Source organism: Stenotrophomonas sp. STEN020, from assembly GCF_056760195.1.
In genome coordinates this window covers 1-20771 of the sequence record NZ_JBRREI010000016.1, presented here as the reverse complement: position 1 = coordinate 20771, position 20771 = coordinate 1, and the positions used below count along the sequence as shown (strand labels likewise).

At 59.9% G+C, this 20771-nt stretch carries 19 protein-coding genes; 16 read left to right on the top strand and 3 right to left on the bottom strand.

Annotation, left to right across the window (positions count from 1 at the left end):
- Positions 1-57: 57 nt before the first annotated feature.
- From cyoA to ACVOLZ_RS08980, 5 genes are all read left to right on the top strand, one after another.
- The gene (gene cyoA, locus ACVOLZ_RS09000) at positions 58-957 is read left to right on the top strand and encodes a ubiquinol oxidase subunit II (protein ID WP_481515850.1); all 900 of its coding nucleotides are present in this window, start codon (positions 58-60) and stop codon (positions 955-957) included.
- A 5-nt stretch (positions 958-962) separates the two neighbouring features.
- Complete coding sequence (gene cyoB / locus ACVOLZ_RS08995; RefSeq protein WP_481515849.1) at positions 963-2945, top strand: cytochrome o ubiquinol oxidase subunit I; 1983 nt, start codon at positions 963-965, stop codon at positions 2943-2945.
- Positions 2942-3571, top strand: a complete 630-nt coding sequence (gene cyoC, locus ACVOLZ_RS08990) for a cytochrome o ubiquinol oxidase subunit III (protein ID WP_282271767.1) — start codon at positions 2942-2944, stop codon at positions 3569-3571. Before cyoB ends, cyoC begins: the two co-directional genes overlap by 4 nt.
- Positions 3572-3573: 2 nt before the next feature.
- Positions 3574-3906: a cytochrome o ubiquinol oxidase subunit IV gene (cyoD, locus tag ACVOLZ_RS08985; protein ID WP_057627619.1), complete on the top strand. Its 333-nt coding sequence runs from the start codon at positions 3574-3576 to the stop codon at positions 3904-3906.
- A 75-nt stretch (positions 3907-3981) separates the two neighbouring features.
- Positions 3982-4656: an SCO family protein gene (locus ACVOLZ_RS08980; RefSeq protein WP_481515848.1), complete on the top strand. Its 675-nt coding sequence runs from the start codon at positions 3982-3984 to the stop codon at positions 4654-4656.
- A 127-nt stretch (positions 4657-4783) separates the two neighbouring features.
- Here ACVOLZ_RS08980 and ACVOLZ_RS08975 read toward each other — a convergent pair whose 3' ends face one another.
- On the bottom strand, positions 4784-6151 hold the full coding sequence (locus tag ACVOLZ_RS08975; protein ID WP_481515847.1) for an alpha/beta hydrolase: 1368 nt from the start codon (positions 6149-6151) through the stop codon (positions 4784-4786).
- Positions 6152-6310: 159 nt separating this feature from the next.
- Here ACVOLZ_RS08975 and ACVOLZ_RS08970 point away from each other — a divergent pair, with 159 nt between their 5' ends.
- The 3 genes from ACVOLZ_RS08970 (at position 6311) to ACVOLZ_RS08960 (ending at position 10215) form a co-directional block, all read left to right on the top strand.
- Positions 6311-6742, top strand: a complete 432-nt coding sequence (locus ACVOLZ_RS08970) for a DUF2834 domain-containing protein (RefSeq protein ID WP_481515846.1) — start codon at positions 6311-6313, stop codon at positions 6740-6742.
- A 373-nt stretch (positions 6743-7115) separates the two neighbouring features.
- Positions 7116-7736: a hypothetical protein gene (locus ACVOLZ_RS08965; protein ID WP_481515845.1), complete on the top strand. Its 621-nt coding sequence runs from the start codon at positions 7116-7118 to the stop codon at positions 7734-7736.
- A 253-nt stretch (positions 7737-7989) separates the two neighbouring features.
- A complete protein-coding gene (locus tag ACVOLZ_RS08960) occupies positions 7990-10215 on the top strand; it encodes an AAA family ATPase (protein ID WP_481515844.1) in 2226 nt (741 codons plus the stop codon).
- Positions 10216-10611: 396 nt separating this feature from the next.
- Here ACVOLZ_RS08960 and ACVOLZ_RS08955 read toward each other — a convergent pair whose 3' ends face one another.
- Positions 10612-11586, bottom strand: coding sequence for a GlxA family transcriptional regulator (locus ACVOLZ_RS08955; protein ID WP_481515843.1), 975 nt, complete (start codon positions 11584-11586; stop codon positions 10612-10614).
- A gap of 104 nt (positions 11587-11690) precedes the next feature.
- On the opposite strand from ACVOLZ_RS08955, the gene ACVOLZ_RS08950 reads away from it, so the two are divergent.
- The 8 genes from ACVOLZ_RS08950 (at position 11691) to ACVOLZ_RS08915 (ending at position 19544) form a co-directional block, all read left to right on the top strand.
- Positions 11691-12239, top strand: coding sequence for a cysteine hydrolase family protein (locus ACVOLZ_RS08950; RefSeq protein ID WP_481515842.1), 549 nt, complete (start codon positions 11691-11693; stop codon positions 12237-12239).
- 101 nt (positions 12240-12340) lie between these two features.
- Positions 12341-12733 (top strand): hypothetical protein, encoded by a 393-nt coding sequence (locus ACVOLZ_RS08945; RefSeq protein WP_481515841.1) that lies wholly within the window; start codon positions 12341-12343, stop codon positions 12731-12733.
- Positions 12734-13185: 452 nt separating this feature from the next.
- Positions 13186-14097, top strand: coding sequence for an STM4015 family protein (locus tag ACVOLZ_RS08940; RefSeq protein ID WP_481515840.1), 912 nt, complete (start codon positions 13186-13188; stop codon positions 14095-14097).
- 22 nt (positions 14098-14119) lie between these two features.
- Positions 14120-15229: an STM4014 family protein gene (locus ACVOLZ_RS08935; protein ID WP_481515899.1), complete on the top strand. Its 1110-nt coding sequence runs from the start codon at positions 14120-14122 to the stop codon at positions 15227-15229.
- Positions 15222-16037 carry an STM4013/SEN3800 family hydrolase gene (locus ACVOLZ_RS08930; protein ID WP_481515839.1) on the top strand — a complete coding sequence of 272 codons (816 nt, stop codon included), beginning with the start codon at positions 15222-15224 and terminating at the stop codon, positions 16035-16037. The genes ACVOLZ_RS08935 and ACVOLZ_RS08930 overlap by 8 nt, the downstream gene beginning before the upstream one ends.
- A complete protein-coding gene (locus tag ACVOLZ_RS08925; RefSeq protein ID WP_481515838.1) occupies positions 16034-17395 on the top strand; it encodes an STM4012 family radical SAM protein in 1362 nt (453 codons plus the stop codon). The genes ACVOLZ_RS08930 and ACVOLZ_RS08925 overlap by 4 nt, the downstream gene beginning before the upstream one ends.
- 7 nt (positions 17396-17402) lie before the next feature.
- On the top strand, positions 17403-18248 hold the full coding sequence (locus tag ACVOLZ_RS08920; RefSeq protein ID WP_481515837.1) for an STM4011 family radical SAM protein: 846 nt from the start codon (positions 17403-17405) through the stop codon (positions 18246-18248).
- A gap of 201 nt (positions 18249-18449) precedes the next feature.
- Entirely contained in the window at positions 18450-19544 is a 1095-nt protein-coding gene (locus ACVOLZ_RS08915; protein WP_481515836.1) for a hypothetical protein, read from the top strand.
- 132 nt (positions 19545-19676) lie between these two features.
- Here the strand turns inward: ACVOLZ_RS08915 and ACVOLZ_RS08910 are convergent, their stop codons facing one another.
- Positions 19677-20654 (bottom strand): zinc-binding dehydrogenase, encoded by a 978-nt coding sequence (locus tag ACVOLZ_RS08910; RefSeq protein WP_481515835.1) that lies wholly within the window; start codon positions 20652-20654, stop codon positions 19677-19679.
- Positions 20655-20771 lie beyond the last annotated feature (117 nt).

The following is a 20771-nucleotide window of genomic DNA, read 5'->3' as shown; positions in this document are numbered from 1 at the left end:
ATGCGCCGGGCATCGGCGGTCCCCGCTCAAGAGCTCCTTCAACAGGGTCGACCTTCAATGAATATCTGCTGGAAACGCATCCGCCCAGCGCTGGCCGCTTTGGCATGCGTGGGCCTGTCTGGCTGCAACTGGGTACTACTGGACTCCAAGGGCGACGTGGGCATTGCCCAGCGCGACCTGATCATCATCTGCATCGCCTTGATGCTGATCGTGGTGATACCGGCCATCGTGCTGACCTTCGTGTTTGCCTGGCGCTACCGCTCCGGCAATACCAAGGCCAGGTACATGCCCGATTGGGCGCACTCCACCAAGGTGGAAATCGTGGTCTGGGGCGTGCCCCTGATCATCGTCGCCGTGCTGGCGGTCATCGTGTGGAAATCCACCCACGAGCTTGACCCTTACAAGCCGCTGGATATTCCCGGCGAGCCGCTACACGTGGAAGTGATCGCCACCGACTGGAAGTGGGTGTTCGTCTACCCGGACCTGGGCATCGCCACGGTCAACCAGCTCAACTTCCCGGCCGGGCAGCAGCTGGCCTTCGACATCACCTCCAACTCGACGATGAATACCTTCTTCATCCCGCAGTTGGGTGGGCAGATCTATGCGATGGCCGGCATGCGCACGCAGCTGCATCTGGTGGCCAACGAGCCCGGCAAGTTCGACGGCATGTCTGGCAATTACAGCGGACATGGCTTCTCCAACATGAAGTTCGTCGCCACCGCGATGAGCCAGCAGCAGTTCGATGACTGGGTTGCGCAGGTGCGGCAGTCGCCGGATCAACTTAGCTTCGACGAATTCAAGCGTCTGGCCGCACCAACTCGCAAAGAGCCGGTGCGCCACTTCGCCAGCGTCGAGCCGCTGCTGTTCAAGAAGGTCATCGACCAATTCATCGGCGTGGGTGAGAACACCGCGGCCACGTCGGGCCACAACGCAGAACCCAAGGCCTCCCAGGAGTAATGAGCATGTTCGGTAAGTTGACGTGGGACGCCGTGCCGTTGCACGACCCGATCGTCGTGGTGACATTGTTGGGCATGGTGCTGGGCGGCGTTGCGCTGCTCGGCGCGGTGACCTATTTCAAGCTGTGGGGCGTGCTGTGGCGCGACTGGTTCACCACGGTTGACCACAAGAAGATCGGCATCATGTACATCGTGGTGGCGCTGGTGATGCTGGTGCGCGGCTTTGCCGATGCACTGATGATGCGCGCGCAGCTGGCCGCGGCCGGCCCGGGCAGTGATGGCTTCCTGCCACCCGAGCACTACGACCAGATCTTCACCGCGCATGGCGTGATCATGATCTTCTTCGTGGCCACACCGTTCGTGGTGGGCCTGATGAACATCGTGGTGCCGCTGCAGATCGGCGCGCGCGACATGGCCTTCCCCTTCCTCAATGCTTTCAGCTTCTGGATCTTCGTGGTCGGCGCCGCGCTGATGATGATCTCGCTGGGCCTTGGCGAGTTCGCGATGACCGGCTGGGTGGCGTATCCGCCGTTGTCTGGCATCGAGTTCAGTCCAGGGGTAGGTGTTGATTACTACATCTGGGCGTTGCAGGCCTCTGGTGTCGGCACGTTGCTGACCGGCGTCAACCTGTTCATCACCATCCTGCGCATGCGTGCGCCGGGCATGACCTTGATGAAGATGCCGGTGTTCACCTGGACCGTGCTGGTCACCAGCGTGATCATCATCGCTGCGTTCCCGATCCTGACCGTCGCCCTCGGCGCGCTCACCCTGGACCGCTACCTGGACTTCAACTTCTACACCAATGACCTGGGTGGCAACCCGATGATGTACGTCAACCTGGTGTGGGCCTGGGGCCACCCGGAGGTGTACATCCTGGTATTGCCGGCGTTCGGTATCTTCTCCGAGATCACCGCCACGTTCTCGCGCAAGAAGCTGTTCGGCTACAAGTCGATGGTGGGTGCAACGCTGGCGATCGGCATCCTGTCGTTCGTGGTGTGGCTGCACCACTTCTTCACCATGGGCTCCGGCGCCAGCGTCAATGCCTTCTTCGGCATCATGACGATGATCATCGCGATCCCGACCGGCGTGAAAATCTTCACCTGGCTGTTCACCATGTACGGTGGCCGCGTCGAGTTCAGCGTGCCGATGCTGTGGACCATCGCTTTCCTGGTCACCTTCACCATCGGCGGCATGACCGGCGTGCTGCTGGCCATCCCGGGCGCGGACTTCCTGCTGCACAACAGCCTGTTCCTGGTCGCCCACTTCCACAACACCATCATCGGTGGCGCGCTGTTCGGCTACCTGGCCGGCTTCGTCTACTGGTTCCCGAAGGTGTTCGGTTTCACCCTCAACGAGCGCCTGGGCAAGTGGTCGTTCGCCTGCTGGATCATCGGCTTCTACCTGGCCTTCATGCCGCTGTACATGCTCGGTTTCATGGGCATGACCCGGCGCATGAACCAGTACGACAACCCGGCGTGGACGCCCTACCTGATTGCCGCCTTCGTCGGCGCGCTGTTCGTGCTCGCAGGCATCGTGCTGATGCTGGTGCAGATCTACGTCAGCATCCGCGACCGCAAGCAGAACCAGGACATCACCGGCGACCCGTGGAATGCGCGCACGCTGGAATGGCAGACGCCCTCGCCGCCGCCGTTCTACAACTTCGCCGTGGTGCCCAAGGCCGACACCCTGGACGCCTTCCACGAAGCCAAGAAGCAAGGCCTGCCCAAGCCGCCCAAGCACTACGCGCCGATCCACATGCCGCGCAACACCGGGGTGCCGCTGATCCTCAACATCTGGATCCTGGCACTGTGCTTCGCCCTGATCTGGCACATCTGGTGGCTGGCCGGTGCGAGCTTCGTGGCGATGATCGTCACCTTGATCGTGCGCTCCTACGACGAGGACGTGGATTACTACGTCAGCGCCGAAGAAGTGGCCGCCATCGAGAACCAACACCAGAACAAGCTCAAGCAGCACAGGGTGATTGCATGAACATCATGTCCAACGTCGCCGTAGACAACGCACAGGCGGCCGAGCACAGCCATGACGACCATGGCCACGACCAGGGCGGCATGAAGGTCTTCGGCATGTGGGTCTACCTCATGTCCGATCTGGTGCTGTTCGGCTCACTGTTCGCCTCCTACGCGGTGCTCAGCAACGCGTATGCAGGCGGCCCGACCGGTGCCGAGCTGTTCTCGCTGCCGTTCGTGCTGGTGGAGACCTTCCTGCTGCTGGTTTCCAGCATCACCTACGGCCAGGCCGTGCTGGCGATGCACCGCCAGGACAAACGCGCGGTGCTGACCTGGCTGGGCGTGACCTTCGCACTCGGTGCCGGCTTCATCGGCATGGAAGTGTATGAGTTCAACCACCTGATCCACATTGGCGCCGGCCCCACCACCAGCGCCTACCTGTCCGCGTTCTTCGCGCTGGTTGGCACGCACGGCCTGCACGTGGCCAGCGGCCTGATCTGGATGGCGGTGGTAATGCACCAGGTGAAGCGCCGCGGGCTCACCCCGACCAACGTCACCCGCATCTCCTGCCTGAGCCTGTTCTGGCACTTCCTGGACCTGGTCTGGATCTGCGTCTTCACCTTTGTCTATCTGATTGGAGTGTTCTGAACATGTCCGACAACGACACCTCCCGCGCCGGCAGCGGACATGGCTCCACCAAGTCCTACCTGATCGGCTTCGTGATCTGCGCCGTGCTCACCGTCATCCCCTTCATGCTGGTGATGAACCCAACGCTGTCGCGGCCACTGACGATGGCCCTGCTGGTCGGCTTTGCCGTCGTGCAGATCATCGTGCAGCTGGTGTACTTCCTGCACATGAACCGCTCCTCGGAGGGCGGCTGGAACCTGGCCAGTTTTGTTTTCACCCTGGTCATTCTTTTCATCGTGGTAGCGCTCTCCATCTGGATCATCTGGAGCATGCACTTCCACATGATGGTCAACTGACGCACGCAACGGGCCGGCACACACTGCCGGCCCGTTGCATGTAGTTCGGCTGTCCGTCCTTCATCGACCATAGCCATGTCCCGCACCAACACCCCCGCCACCGGCCTCGCCGCACTGGCCCGCAAACTGCACCTGTCCACCATCGCGATAAGCGCCGCCACCCTGCTGCTGGTCGCCTGCGCCGCAAAACCCAAGGTGGATTTCTACGGCAAGGACATCGCCTGCGAAGCACTCGGCCAGCAATGGACGATGCCAGACAGCACAGGCATAAGCCGCAGCCCGGCCGACCTCAACGGCAAAGTGACCTATTTGTTCTTCGGCTTCACCAGCTGCCCCGACGTCTGCCCCACCACCATGGTGGAGTTGAACCGCGTAAAGCACCTGATGGGCTCGGACGCCGACAAACTGCAGGTGATCTTCGTCACCGTAGACCCGGCCCGCGACACGCCTGCTGTTGCCGAGACTTATGTAAAAGCGTTTGACCCGACTGCGACAGCGCTGGTTGGTGACGATGCGCAACTGGCCGCAATGGCAGCATCGTTCAAAGCCTTCTACGACCGCGAAGAAGGCAAGCACCCCGGTGCCTACTCGATGAGCCACACCGCAGGCGGCTACGTATTCGACCGCCAAGGACGGCTGCGTTTGTTCGCGCCCTACGGCATGCCGGTAGAGCAGTTGTTCTCGGATGTGCAGCGACTAACGCTGGAGCCAACACGCCCCAACCCAGCAATCTGTGACACAACCGGATAGCCCCAAACCCACATGACCAAAGCCCCTCTCCCGCCAGCGGGAGAGGGGTTGGGGTGAGGGCAGAACAAAACCACCAACCCCAAACCTCCAGCCCCCCAACCAAACTCACCAACAAAACCCAACCAACTCACCGCTCAACACACCCACCACCAACCTCCCCACCCGCAACAAACACCCCAACCGCCTCAACAAAACACCCAGGCGCAAAGTAAGACAGCAAATGCGCCCCACCCTCCACCGTACTGAAGCTCACCTCCCCAGCCTTCCCCAGCACAGCCGCATGCTCCACCGCCCCCGCATACGCCGTATTCGGATCCAGCGTCCCATGCACAACCAAAGTCCTCGGTAGCACCCCAGGCGACTTCCCAAACCACGCATCCTTGGCATAAGCAGGCACAGGCGTCCCCACCAGAAACCCGGGGATTGCACTGACAAACAAAGCCCCAGCAGCCTCCTGCTCCACCAGCTCCCGCGTAAGCCCCGGCCGCGCATTGTTCTCCGACGCCGAGATCAACATCACCAGCGGCAACGAAGGCTGGTTGTTACCGCCCTGCCCCATCCCGGCCATCGCCGTCTTCAGCTCCGCTACCGTCGCCAGCAACGCGGACGTATCGTCCACCGCCAGCCCATCCACGATGTCCGGAATACGCGCACGCAACGCAGGGAAGTTCAGCAGCGAGCCCAACAACCGGCGCAGATCACCACCCGGCACCGCGTCCTTCCACGGCGCCGTCGGCGCAGCGGCCAGCACACGCTGATAGACCGCCACCTTCTGCTCGCCCAGCACCACACGCCCCACTGCATCCACCAGCGCCGTGCGCCGGCTCAGGTCCCACTGCTCGGTGGTCTCCAGCGGCACCAACCCATCCAGGATCAAACCATCCAGCGGCATCGGCGCCACCTGCAGCGCACGCAAGGCCAGCTGCGTGCCATACGACACCCCGTACAGATAGGTCGGCCCACTGCCGCGATAGCGCGACATCAGCAGCGCAAGATCCTGCGCCGCCTCGGTCACCGAGAACGCCTGCGTGCGCGCCGCATCCGCATACATCGCGCCAATGCAGCCACCCCACTCGTCCCCAGCCAACGCAACACCATCGGCACTGTCCGCCGCCTCCTGCACCGGACAGATGCGCGCCGACCGACCCACGCCACGGTGATCCGGAATCACCAGGTCATAACCGGGAAACGCACGCCGGAACGTCGCAACCACCGGATACAAGGACGCCCCGGACTCACCAGGCCCACCGGCCAACAACCAAACCTCCCCGCGCCGCTCCGCCGTCTCGGCAGGAAACCACCGCACGAACAGCTTCAGCGAACCATCGGCGGGCGATTCGTGCCGCAGCGAAACATGGGTCGTGACACAGAGACTGCCCTTCAGCGCAGGAGACGAATCCGCATCAGCGCAGGCCACCGGCGCCTCGAAAGCCAGCTCCGCGCGCGCGGGAAGCGCTGCAAATAGTGCAGCCGCAAGAACAACAGATCGAAACATCGACTTTCATCCCCTGATGAGCAGGCGACAGAATGCCAGTGAGTTGGGATGGCGGGAATGTCCATCGGTAATGGGGGATTGCGGGCTGAGCGCGCTTAGGTGCTGGCTGGTGTCGCTGGGCTCTTACGGGGTCCAGGAATAATTGCGGACTGGCCCGCCTTGATCGCGCTGAAACTCCCGAGCTCGCCGCTGACCAAGGCCCAAGTTTCCTTGGTCCAAGCGATAATCGACACCAGAGACAACCAATCGAATCAGCCGGAGAGCAACATGCGGTTTGTTTACCTACTTCTCTGCATCGCAGGCACCGCCCTGCCCCTCGCCCAGTTTGTGCCATGGCTTTCCGCCAACGGCCTCAATGTTCCGCTCCTGCTGCAACAGGCGACATCCAGCAACATTGCAGCTTTTGCTTGGACGGACGTCCTCATTTCGGGACTTGCGACCATCGCACTCATTTGCGTCGAAGGACGCAGGCTGGGGATACGCCGTCTGTGGTTGCCGCTGTCCACCATCGTGATTGGTCCGTCCCTGGCACTACCTCTATTTCTTTATCTCAGGGAACTGCATCTCGCAGAAATGAAGAAAGAGACCTGATAGCGCGCGATAGCCGGGCATCAGGGCTGCAACCACCAACCCACCGCTGCTAGGCCTGCCTACTAATAATTTGGAAGTCATGCGGCAAGCGTCGAATTCCAAAGGAAGACAGGAAATATGCAGAAACGTAAGGGCACCAATAGTAACGCACTCAGACCAACGTCCCCTTCCAACCCATAACGGTCATCGGTGCAGGCGTCGAGCCTACTGCTGGGTCCGGTTATACGCTGGCTTGTTAGCCAGACCCTGCCGCACTAAGATCGAGTTGTACCGGGGGAATGGCCACAATAGTGTGCCTTGTCGTTAATTCATATACCCGGAGTCAAAGATCCGTTCGCTACGAAACTGGAACTCACAAGGAAGTTGATATTAAATGAAGCTCTCCGAGAAGACGTTAGAACTAAACATTTGCGCTCAGGCGTCAAGACTGCTCGGCGCAAAACAACAGATACTTTGGTTTGGACTCACCCAGAAACAGGAAGCAAAGGCAGGATTCGATGCATGCACGAAGCTAGGCGGCCGGCTACTGATCTTTCAGTTCAAAGCATCAAACCGCCTTCTCAAGTCGAAGGAGCGAGTTTTTCTCGCACCTCACGATCAGCTTAGCGCGCTACGGAATCAGGTCAAATCTTACTCGCGGTCTGTCTTTTACGCCTTTCCATTGGTCGGGAGCACTTCAGAACTCAAGAAGGACCCCGACTTGCTTTCACAGACTTGGTTAGTGGATGTGGCATCGCTTTCTTTAGTTGGGCTTCCAACTAAATCCGACGGCACTTTACGAAAGAACGGATGCCACAACGTTTACGTTAGCCAGACGAAAGCCGTCTTTCACTCGGAGCCTGTAAGAGCTGAAGCTATTAGTTTCGACAAATTTATAGAAGGTGGCTTCCATGAGGCGGATGGAATCAACTGGGAATTCGAGCACAGCTTTGAACGCTTCTGGGATTTTGCTCGCAATCTTTCTTCTGGCGCCAGGGGCATGGTGCTCTGGTGAGTTCTAACAGTTCATTCAAACCGACGCCGCTTCGCGGTGCGGCTTAGCGTAGGTGTCGAAAGCCTGCTCCTAGTCGCAGTACGTAGTATGGGCCGCAGCCGACCCATAGCTGTCGGTCGCAACAGGCACAAATGGGACAAAGGCAGTCTTCAGAGTCAAGATTGACGGGAACGGCATGCAGGGATCGGGAGCATTTTCGGCAATTTGGTCATCATTGACAGGAGACGGGTAAGGTCGGTGTAGCAGGCCGTTCTTGGATCGTCTGCACTCCTTCTCGCCAACAGGGATGGCGCAAAACCACTTAGCACTCAGGAGCAAGGTTGTGATCACGGAATTGAACATTGATGGCGTCACCAGTTACAAATCCAAGTCCACTCTATCTCTCGCCAACAAGACGTCTCTAATCTACGGGCTAAATGGTGCAGGTAAGAGCACCATCTCCGAATTTTTGTATAACCATACCGAAACTCGGTTTGCTAAATGCAGCCTGAGAACCAGTCAGCCATGTGAAATTTTGGTATACAACCAAAGCTTCCTCAACGACTACTTTTACGAAGATGATAATTTAAAAGGAATTTTCACGCTCTCCAAAGAGAACAAGGTAGCACTCCAGCAAATCGAAGCCGAGACGAAAGAGCTGGAGAAGCATCTGACCGTTCAGCAAGAGAATTCAAAGCGGGCCAATGAAAACGCGGAAAGACTCGATCAAGAAAAGATCAAAGCAAGCGGAAAAGTCTGGGAGATCAAGACGAATTTCACGGGCGGGGATCGCGTTCTGGAGTTTTGCCTTGAAGGCCTCAAAAGAACAGAACTTCTCTTCCAACATATTATTGGATTACCTCTTCCGGAAAATGCACCTAGTTACACCATAGATGACCTAAAGGCTGAGGCGTCGTCCATTGAAGGCGAGAGTGCAGTTCCATTCACGAAAATTCCAACCCTTTCGGCTGGCTGGCTGACCATCGAAGGGGATTCCCTTTGGTCGAAAATCATTGTCGGCAGCCAAGAAGGTTCAGTTGCAGAGTTCATCACTAAAACTCGCAATTCTGATTGGGTGAAGCAAGGGCTCCAGTACATTTCTGATGATAAGGATCCTCAAGCCTGCCCTTTCTGCCAGAAAGAAACGATAACTAAAAACATCATCGATTCCATCCGTCAAGTCTTCGATGAAGGCTATGAGCAAGATGTTAAGCAGCTGGAGTCAATCAAGATTCGCTATGAGGCGCTAACCTCTGGCCTGAGTCTTCAAGATATTTCAAACTCTCCGCTTGCCAGCAAAAAACTTGTGGAGGCCTGGAGCATTGCCTGCGAGGCTTTGAAAGCATCAATCCGCGAAAATATTCTGCACATTGGCAACAAAATCAAAAGCCCGAGCACATCAGTTACCCTCACCGACACCCAGTCCTCCGTCGACGTGATCAATGACTTGATCGGCCGCCTGAACGTGCTGATTGAAGCACATAACGACAAGCTGGCGAACAAGAAGAGAACTCGAGAAGACATAAGATCGCGCTTTTGGAAGCTGATGCGCTGGGATTATGATCAGACAATTTCTACCTGCTCCCAATCGGCTTCAGACCTCAAAGATGAGGCTGAAAAAATACGCCAAGAAACCACAAAGATCGACGCTGATGTTGCAGCCTCTATCAACAAAATTGCTACTCTCCGAAAGCAAACGGTCAACATCGAAGAGTCAATTGAAAACATCAACGCTGGGCTGGTAGAGATTGGTATCGATGGATTCTCTGTGGTGCCATACGGTGAGAATTTCTATCGAGTTTCCAGGGCTACCGATCAAGCGAATGCATTTCACTCTCTGAGCGAGGGGGAGAAAACGGTTATTAGTTTCCTTTACTTCATGGAGCTTTGCAAAGGACAGAAGACCGCCACTGCGGTGCCTCAGCCAAAAGTGGTTGTGATTGACGACCCCATTTCTAGCCTTTCTCACCTCTACGTGTTCAATATTGGGCAGCTGATCAAGAGGCATTTCATTAACGATAAAATTTACGCACAGGTGTTTGTTCTCACCCATAGCCTGTACTTCTTCTACGAGCTAACGCACACAAATAAAGAGAAGCGTGCGGAGACACAGCAACTATTCAGAATTTTCAAGAATACAAACGGAAGCACTGTAGTTCCAATGAAGTATGAGGAGATCCAGAATGACTACCAATCCTATTGGTCGATCATAAAGGACCAGGCATCACCACCGGCGCTGATCGCTAATTGCATGCGAAACATCGTCGAGTATTTCTTCAACTTCGTTCAAAAGAAAGATTTCAATAACGTTTTCCAAAAGCCAGCCCTGTCGAGTGACAAATTCACGACCTTCTACAGGTACATGAACCGAGAATCACACTCCTTGGGTCAGAACATTTTTGACATTAAGGAGTTTGATCATAATGTTTTCAAAGAAGGCCTGAGGTTGATTTTTGAAGAGTGTGGGTATGCGGAGCACTACCAGGCTATGAGTAAGTAGATCCGACACGGAGGCGGGCATTCGTAATGCGGCGAGTGCGCCGCCTCATCAGCTAATCGCGCAATCCTCTCGTCGCAAGAGTGGTGCAGCTTGGAATCCCTCAGGTAAGACCTGTGGAATGGAAGATGAGAAAGAAGGGCGGATTCATTTTCCATTTCATCCGCCTTTTATTCCTCAGCTGGAACGATCAGTTAGATGCACAATACAAGGTGCGTCCACAGTTGAGCGCGGATAGATTCTTGTGTAGGCGGAATTTTGAACAGCCTCGATTTGAATCCGGCCAGCATTCGGGAGCATGGCTGCTTCTGGCCGAAAGTGGTCCAAGGAGCACAAGGAAGCTACCGCCAAAAACATCAAAAATAGGGCGGACTTTTTACTCTGCTCGCCACTCCTCAATCACCCACCACCAAACCGCCTCCGATAGTCCCCCGGCGACAACCCCACAACTCTGCTGAACACCTTCCGGAACGAACCCGGGTCGCTGTAGCCCACGTCCCAGGCGATCCGCTCCAGCGGCACGTTACTGGTCTGCAGCATCTCGCGTGCGCGGGCCACGCGTACGCGTTGGCAGTATTCGGTGGAGGTCATGCCGGTGGCTTTCTGGAAGCGGCGCAGGAAGGTGCGCTCTTCCAGCCCTGCACGTTGTGCGAGTTCGGCGGATGCGACCAGCTTGGCATGGGTGTCGTGCAGCCATTGCTGCACGGCCAGCACTGCGGCGTCGCCGTGCGTCAGGCGTGGCGAGAAACTGCTGTAGTAGCGCTGTTGGCGTCCGGGCGGATCGATCAACAGCGTGCGTGCGACATCCAGCATCACTGCGGCGCCAAGGTAGCGGTCCACCAGCCGCAGGCCGAGGTCGGTCCAGGCCATGGCGCCGCCTGCGCTGAAGATGTCGCCGCCGTCGATGAGCATCTGGTCCACGTCCAGCGTCACGTCCGGAAAGCGCGCGGCCAGCAGCTCGGCGTATTGCCAGTTGGTGGTGATGGTGCGGCCGGCCAGGCGCCCGGTTTCGGCCAGCAGGAATGCGCCGGCACAGACCGATGCGAGCGTGGTGCCGTCGTCGTGCAATGCGCGCAACCAGCCCAGGTAGGGCGCGGCGGCTTCGGTGGAAATCGGCGGCTGCATGCTGGGCGGCAGGATCATTACCTGCGGTGTGCCGCTTGGCGACTGGCTTGAGCTGTAGACGGCCTGCGGCGCTTGGCCGGGCGATTCGATGCACCAGTGTGTGACCTGCAGTTCGGGGGCGGCGGGGGCGGCGCGTTCACTGGCGAGCCGGCCGGCCAGGTCGAACAGGTCGGTCAGGCCGAGCACCGCCGCCAGCTGGGCGCCGGGATACAGCAGGATTCCCACTTGGATGTGACCGTCGGTGCGCATCTGTCGGTACAGCCCTCAAGAATGTCGGTAGCGCCTCTTCGTGGTGGCAGGCCGGTCGCGGAAACTTCTCCCACACCATTCAACCACCCATCAGGGAGCCGTACATGAGCAAGCGCGCCATTATCGTCGTCGATCTTCAGAATGAATACCTTGCCAGCGGCAAGCTGCCTTTGGTGGGCATTGATGCCGCCACCGCCAATGCGGTGCGCGTGATTGCCGATGCGCGGACCAAGGGTGTGCCGGTGCTGCATGTCCGCCATGAATCCGCCAGCAGTGATGCGCCGATCTTCGTGCCGGGCTCGGACGGGGTGCAGATCATGGCCGCTGTCGCGCCCTTCGTCGATGAGCCGGTGATCGTCAAGAACCACGTCAATTCGTTCCGCGATACCGATCTGAAGCAGCAGCTTGAGGCGCGCGGGATCGAGGACGTGGTGGTGATTGGTGCGATGAGCCATATGTGCGTGGATGCGGTGGTGCGTGCGTCCGCCGACATGGGCTATGCGGTCACCGTGCTGCACGACGCCTGCGCTACGCGTGACCTGGAATTCAATGGCGTTGTGGCGCCGGCTGCCCAGGTGCATGCGGCGATGATGGCGTCGTTTGAGTTCGGGTATGGGCGGGTTGTTGCTACGGATGCGTATCTGGCGGGGTGATCGCGCCGGTGGCTTTGGCGATGGCTTTCAACTGGGTGTGTCTGGTACAACGCGGCACGGCGTTGCGGAGCAACGCTGGCCCGAACTACTGGACATACTCAATGCGATTCAAACCATCTCGCCTGGCTCCCCTTCTTCTGCTGGGCGTTGCTGCGCCTGCTTTTGCCGAAACGACCATCTGCAAGATCGAGGGTGATTCGATTGGCCCGGAATTGATTTCCTGGGACACCAAGACGCAGCGGGCGCAGGTGAAACTGCTGGGCGAGGACTTGCAGGGGAAGATGACCTGGAAGCGGAAGCACGATGATCTTGGTGACAAGGTCAATTTGAGCTTTACACCTGCTGATCCGCTGTTTGGGGATGAGTATGAGTTTGTGGTGTTCCCTACCGAGAGTGGGCATCGGGTGATGGGGGTTGGGTACAAGTACTACAACGGGGTCAAGTATTTGAATATCAGCCAGGGGAACTATGTGGCTGTTTGTAGTTCGTTGTAGGTCTGAAGCTGGTTGTTTGGTTTTGTGGGAGGTGCGTTAGCTGCGAAGCTTGGGCGCTTGATCTGCTGGGTTACTGCGAAGAGCACCCCTCCCCAACCCTCCCCTGCGCTGCGCGCAAGGGAGGGGGCTGGAGCTGGCTTCGCTTTTAGTTGCTGGTTTGCTGGTTGGCTTTTTGTAGGAGCTGCGTTAGCTGCGAACCTGGGGTGCTTGATCTGCTGGGTTACTGCGTAGAGCACCCCTCCCCGGCCCTCCCCTGCGCTTTGCGCAAGGGAGGGGGTTGAGCTGGCTTCGCTTGGTTCTTCTGCTCACTTGTTTGCGCTTGATTGCTGCGTTAGCACAGCATGGTTACGGAATGGCTAAGGCTGTATGCCTTCCATCGAACGTGATGCGTTGCTGCCAGCATCACTACCCTCTCGGTTATGCTACGGCACCCATTCCGGCAAGGACGTACCGTGACCATTGGCGAATACACGCAGGTTTATCGTGGCAAGAAAGTCGTTGACTTCAAGATGGGTGGCTCAGCCGTAGCCGGCGATGTCGCTTACCGCTTGATGCAGGAATACGACAGCGACGAGAGCCAGGAAGAACTGCTGGCCAATTTCTTCGAGCAGGTTGATCCAAAGTCGATTGAAGTGCTGGTCATCGGTGCATGGGATGAGGCTTCCAGTGATGGCCCGCAGGGCCTGATCGATGGACTGATTGCGCGCCGTGCCGAGCTGGGCAACCTGAAGGCACTGTTCGTGGGCGACATGACCTACGAAGACTGCGAGATGTCGTGGATCAACCAGATCTCCTACAACCCACTGCTGGAGGCCTTCCCGGGCCTGGAGTCGCTGCGTATCCGTGGCACCTCCGAACTTGAACTGCAGCCCTTCACGCATGCGTCGCTGCAGGAACTGGCGATCGAGAGCGGCGGCTTGCCGAACGAGATCGTCATTGCCATCGCCAACTCCACGCTGCCGACCCTGCGCCATCTTGAGCTGTGGCTTGGCGATGATGGTTACGGCTTCGATGGCGATGTGGCGGTCTACCAGCGCCTGTTGTCGGCGATCGGGCCGGAGCGCCTGCAGTACCTGGGCCTGCGCAATGCCATGATCAGCGACGAACTGGCGGTGTGGCTGGCCGGTGAGCCGTGGCTGGGCACGCTGCAGACGCTGGACCTGTCGCTGGGCACCATCGGCGACGTCGGCGCGCAGGCGCTGTGCGAGAGCCCGAACCTGGGCAGCCTGCAGCGCATCGACCTGAGCCACCACTACATTTCCGCGGCCTGGCAGCAGAAGCTGCAGGCGCTGCCGTGCGCGGTGGTGCTGGACGATCCGGAAGAAGAAGACGACGGCGACCGCTACGTGGCGGTGTCCGAGTAAGGCGAAGATGGCCAATTGGCTGTTGATCGGCCCGCGCGGCAGCCGCCGTATCAGGTGGCTGCAGCGTGCCCTGCACGATCAGGGCGCGCCTGCCGCGCATGTGTTCGATTACGAAACCCTGCTCGCCGAGCCTGCGCGTCTGCTTGAGGCACTCGCGCAGGCGCCCGGTGCCATCGTCAAGCTGGAGTCACCCGGCGAAGCGCCTGCGCTGCATAAGGCCTTGGTGCTGCGTGGCTGGAAGTTGTCCGGCGCGGCCTGCGATGCGCCCTTGCCTGCCGCGCATGGCGAGCTGGTGCATCAGCAGTTCTGGTATGCCGGCTTTGCCGATGTGCTGGCGTCGCTTCCAGCGGGGCCGCGTTACCTCAATGCACCAGCCGATCTGGCCTGCATGTCGGACAAGCTCCGCTGCCAGCACGGGCTTGCCGATGCAGGCGTGGCGGTGCCGCCGTTGTTCAGGGCGATCAGCGGCTACGAGGATCTGTGCGCGCGGCTGCGCGATGTGGCCTGCGAGCGCGTCTTCATCAAGGCCCGCTACGGTTCGTCCGGCGCGGGCGTGCTGGCTTACGCGCGCAACCGCGATGGCCGCGAGGTGGCCTATGGCTCGGCGGAGCTGGTGGAACAGGACGGCCGCTGGCGGGTGTTCAATTCGCTGCGGCAGCGCCGTTACGACCGGCACGGCGATATCGCACGATTGGTGGACTTGCTGGCCGAACAAGGCGCCTACATCGAGCGCTGGATTCCCAAGCCGACCGTGCCGGGCAGCGATGGCCGCCGTTATGACGTGCGCGTGGTCGCACTCGATGGCCAGCCACGGCAGCGGGTGGCGCGGATGAGCGCGGGCGCGCTGACCAATCTGCACCTGGGCAATGCGCGCACGCAGCTGGACGCGCTGTTGGATGCGAATGCCATCAGCCATCTGCAAGCTGCCACGGTGAAGGCCGCGGCTACATTCCCCGCCAGCCGCATGATCGGCTTCGACCTGATCGTGCGCGGCACGCGCAGCTGGGTGCTGGAAGCCAATGGCTTCGGCGACCTGCTGCTGGACCTGCGCCATGACGGGCGCACCACCTACGAAGACCAGGCGCTGTTGTCGCCTGCGCGTTCTGCCATCAACGAGTACGCCCATGCTTGAGACCCGCTTGCCCGACATGCACCGCATCGTCGGCAGCCATGACGTGGTGATGATCACCCTGGACGCCCTGCGCTTCGATGCGGCCCAACGCTGCTTCGAGCGCGGCGAGCTGCCGGTGCTTGCTCCGCACCTGCCGGCCGATGGCTGGGAGCTGCGGCATACGCCGGGCAGCTTCACCTACGCGGCGCACTCGGCGTTCTTTGCCGGCTTCCTGCCCACGCCTGCGCGGCCAGGTCCGCATCCGCGCCTGTTCGCGTTGGAGTTTGAAGGCAGCGAGACCATCGTGCCGGAGACGTTCGTGTTCTCCGGCCGTGCCGATATCGTCGGTGGCTTCCGTGACCAGGGCTACCGCAGCATCTGCATCGGCGGCGTCGGCTTCTTCAACCGTCGCAATGCGCTGGGCTCGCAACTGCCGGGCCTGTTCGAGGAAAGCCACTGGCAGCCCGAGCTCGGCGTGACCGCGGTCGACTCCACCGAACGCCAGGTGGCACTGGCCTGCGAGCGCCTGCAGGCAGCGGGCGACCAGCGCTGCTTCCTCTTCATCAACGTATCGGCCATCCACCAGCCGAACCGGCACTACCTGCCCGGCTGCGACGCGGATGGACTGGACAGCCACTGTGCCGCGCTGCGCTACGTCGATGGCGAGTTGGCGGCGTTGTTCGCGGCCTTGCGCGCGCGCGGGCCGGCCTTCGTGATCATCTGTTCCGACCATGGCACCGCTTACGGCGAGGATGGCTTCCACGGCCACCGCCTCGCCCACGAGACGGTGATGAACGTCCCCTATGCGCATTTTGTGTTGAGCCCATGACCGCCCATCGTTTGTCAGAGCTGTTGCGGCTCGAACCCTACCAGGCCTATTCCTACTCCTACCCGCACAAGTCCGCGTACCGGCCGATCACCCAGCCGCCGCTGCTTGCCGATGCCTGGGCAAGTGAACCGCGCGATGCGTTGTTCCTGTACCTGCACGTGCCGTTCTGCAGCTACCGCTGCGGCTTCTGCAATCTGTTCGCAATGGCGCGGCCGGCGCCGGCGCAGGTGGAAGCCTATCTGGCGCAGATGGAAAAGCAGTTGCGGGTAACTGCCGACGCTTTGGGCGAGCACCGCTTCGTGCGCTTCGCGCTGGGCGGTGGCACACCTACCTATCTGGATGCGCCGCAGCTGCAGCGGCTGTTCGACTTCGTGCAGCGCCACGCCAACATCGACCTGCATTCGATTCCTGCTGGCATCGAGGTGTCACCGGAAACCGTGGACGCGGCGAAGATGAAGATCTGCCGCGACGCCGGCATCGACCGCGTCAGCATGGGCATCCAGAGCTTCAGTGATGCGGAAGTGCGCTCGTTGGTGCGTCCGCAGCAACGCGCGGTGGTCGAGGAAGCCATCGCGCAGATTCGTGCGGCAGGCATTCCAACGCTCAACCTGGACCTGATCTACGGCATCGCGGGGCAGACTGTGGCCAGCTTCCTGACCTCGATCGACAGCGCCCTCGCCTTCCAGCCGGAAGAGCTCTACCTCTACCCGCTGTACGTGCGCCCACATACCGGGCTGGACCGCATCGGTGCGAAGGAAGGCGGCAAGCGCGCTTTCGTCATTCATCCCGAGTCGGTGGACAACCGCCTGGCCCTGTACGAAGCCGGCCGCGAGCGCCTGCTTGCCGCGGGCTATGAGCAGGTATCAATGCGCATGTTCCGCGCAGCCAACGCGCCTGATTCCGGCGGACCGGCGTACTGCTGCCAGAGCGACGGCATGGTCGGCATCGGCTGCGGCGCCCGCTCGTATACCAGCGGCCTGCACTACTCCAGCGAGTACGGCGTCAGCCGGCGCTCGGTGGCGGATATTCTTGCGCACTACCTGGAACGCGATGAGGCTTCCTTCGCCCACATCGATTACGGCGTGCGGTTGGATGAGGACGAGCGCCGCCGCCGCTTCGTGATCCAGTCACTGCTGGCGCAGCCGGGCCTGGATCTCGCGCAGTATCGCGAACGCTTCGGCACGGAGTGCTTCGACGACCTGCCGCAGCTGGACGAATTGTTCGAGCAGGGTTTGGCCACGCGCGAGGATGCACTGGTTGCTTTGAACGATACTGGTCTTGCCCGCGCCGACACCATCGGTCCGTGGCTGATCTCCGCCGGCGTAGCCGAGCGCATGCGCGACTACCAATTGGATTGAGCCGCACATGCATCTTTCCATCCTCTATCGCGGGCGCCTGAGCAGTTGCAACTACGACTGCCCGTACTGCCCCTTCGCCAAGACCTACGACACCCGCGCCGCCCTGCGCCGCGACGCCGAGGACCTTGCACGCTTCGTCGACTGGGCGGAGCGGCAGACGATGGAGTTGTCGGTGCTGTTCACGCCGTGGGGCGAGGGATTGGTGCGCCGTCATTACCGCGACGCGATGGTGCAGCTCAGCCATATGCCGCATGTCCGCCGGGTGGTGATTCAGACCAACCTGTGCATCGGCACGCGCTGGCTGGATGAGGTCAATCTCGACAGCTTCGCGCTGTGGTGCACCTACCACCCGGGGCAGGTAACCCGCGCCGCTTTCCTCGCCCGCTGCAATGAACTGGCCCGGCGCGGCGTGCGTTACACGGTTGGCATGGTGGCGATGCGTGAGCATCTGGAAGAGATCCAGCTGCTGCGTGAGGAGCTGCCGGACGAGGTGCCGATGTGGATCAACGCCTACGACGAGCGCCCTGTCGGTTATTACAGCGATGCCGAGATCCAGCAGCTGCAACGCGTGGACCCGCACTTCCTGTTCAACCTCGAACCCTCGGCAAGCCTGGGCGCCCCCTGCCTCACCGGCGAGAACGTGGTGTCGGTGGATGGCGATGGCAACGTCAAACGCTGCCACTTCGTCGCCGAGCCGCTGGGCAACCTGTACGACGGTAGCTTTGCGGCCCAGCTGCGACCGCGTGGCTGCCCGAACCAGCGTTGTGATTGCTACATCGGCTACGCGCACCGCAAGGATCTGCCGTTCCAGCGGGATTATCCGGCGGGGGTTCTTGAGCGGTTTCGGGGTTAGAGAACCCGCCCACTGCCCTTACGGCTGGTTGATTGAAAGTCTCAACCCGAACACGTATAAGCTATCTGCGGCGCCCGCCTTGCTTGCACACGAGCAAAAACAGGTTTGACATCATGCTGTTCACTCCTTCTTCTGGCCCAGCTGCCGGTGTTTTAAACGTGTGCGCTCTGACCGGTTCAGCTTGGACAACGAGGACGGATCATGAGCATCAAAGAAATGGCCTACCAGGCACACGCCTACTTGGAGGCGCGTGGCGTTTCATCGATCAAGCGTAGCCACATACACGAACTTCTCGCCGCCGCGACCGGATATAAGACACTTGCTGCATTCCAGCATGACGCCATCTGGTGCGACGCCCCTTTTCGTGCAACGGGAACTCGGCCCAGTGAGAACCTTCTGCGGGCGCGATGCTTGGAACTTCGCGTCCCTACTGTCGACATCCCAAAAGTCACCAAAGCTCTGCCCGATTTCCTGCTTGAGTCTGGCTACGCATTGCTGCGATTTGAAGAGCTAATAAGAACAATCGATGGTCAAGGCTATCCAGACGAGGACGAATCAAGCCCCCTGGAATGGGTTTTGAACTACCTCTGCAGGGTCGCAAATGAAGAACAGCCGATTTTGCGCAGCGGTTTGGAGGCAGCTGCAATACGTGGTGTAACCAGCGCCCATCTAGCCATAGCCAAACTGCTCGAAGATGAGGCTGAGTTCTATGGTGATGAACAAGCGCGGCTTCGGCGTCAGGTAAAGCGCGAAGGCACGTGGACAGTGGCTTACGTCAGCTTCTCGGACATCGATGCCGCCCCGTTGCGCGTTGAAGAGAAGTACCGTTACCACTTGTTTGCTGCCGCCAGAGACGGGGACATCCGTGCACTCACACAAGCCGCTGAACGCTATGGAAATCCAGCAATACTCGAGCGGGATCCAGATGAGTCAATGGATCCAATCAGCATGACTGAGTTCGCCGCAGAACATGGCGATATGGCGAAGTTGAAGTACTGGCTCACCATTTCAGCAGAAGAAGGCGATATTCACGCTATGCAGGAACTGATCAGCACCCATGAGCAAACGCCAGAACAAGCTTGGGTTTGGATGCATTTTTCGCGGCTACTGGGTCACGATCTGAGCAAGGACCGCTACTTTGCAATCAACGATGATGGATCACTCTGGGATGAAGACATTGGAGGGCCCGCTCATGTCGGCGGCGAAGGCGGCATCCATCTTCCGCCCTTGAGTGAGAATGCCGATGTGATCGCATATCGGATTGCCACCGAGCTACGCGACAGAATCCGCGAATAGCCACATTTCCGCTCAGCCCTGACAAGAGGCAATACCGCCACCAGCGGATATCGAAAGCGACAGCCGATGGCCTCAGAACCGGAAAGACCACGCAGCATGTCTGCGTGGCTTTTTTGATCCAAGCTGGCCCCTTCACGGACGTAACAGTACTTTTCCCTTACGCCCAGGCAGCAGGCTTGCAGTAGCCGCTTCAGCAACATCAGCCAGCTCGTAGATGGCCTGCACCGGTAGTTCCAACTCACCACTCAACACACGCTGCAGCAGTTCGCCGACAAGGCGACGCTTGTTCTCCACCGACATCTGCTGGCTTACCTTGCTGCCCCAGAAGCCCTTCACCGTGGCCTGCTTGAAGATCAGGTCGCCGGAGGGAATCTGCATGGCTTCGCCGGCCATGGTGCCGAACGACACCAGCATGCCGTTGTCACCGAGCAGTGACACCAGATCCGCGCTGGCCTGACCGCCGATGGAATCGACCGCGGCGTGTGCGAGCGTGTCGCCTAGCAGTGCCTGTGCGTGCGTCTTCCAATCCGGCTGTGCTGTCGACAGCACGTTGTTGATACCGAGTGCCTTGAGTTCGTCGACACCTGCATCGCGACGTACCAGTCCGAGTACGTGCACACCGCGTGCAGCGGCGAGCATGGCCAGGGTCTTGCCGACGGCGCCGTTGGCGGTGTTCTGCACGATCCATTGCCCCGGTTCGGCCTGCAGGAATTCAAGCAGCATCAATGCGCTCAGCGGCATGGCGATCAGCTGTGCTGCGGCTTCATCGGCGATGCCGTCCGGCACCGGAATGACCATGCGTGCAGGGGCGATGAAGTATTCGGCCCAGGTGCCGTGCACCGAGGCGGCCATGACGCGCTGGCCGATGGTGATGCCCTGCACGCCCTCGCCCAGTGCTTCGACGATGCCTACGGCTTCGCTGCCACCGATTGCCGGCAGCGTGGGCTTGTAGCCGTACTTGCCGCGTACGGTCCACAGGTCGTGGTTGTGGATGGGTGCGAGCAGGGTCTTGATCCGTACTTCGCCGGGGCCGGGCTGCGGGATGGGGCTGTCGCCCAGTGCCAGCACGTCGGCCGGTTCACCGAAGGTGGTGTGGGTGGCGCTGCGCATGTTTGTCTCCTGTTGCGAGGGGGAGAGCCGTGGTCAGAGTTCTGGCATCAGCTTCGTTTTTGTGGGAGCGGCGTGAGCCGCGAAGCACGCACATCATCAGATGGCACAGATGCCAAT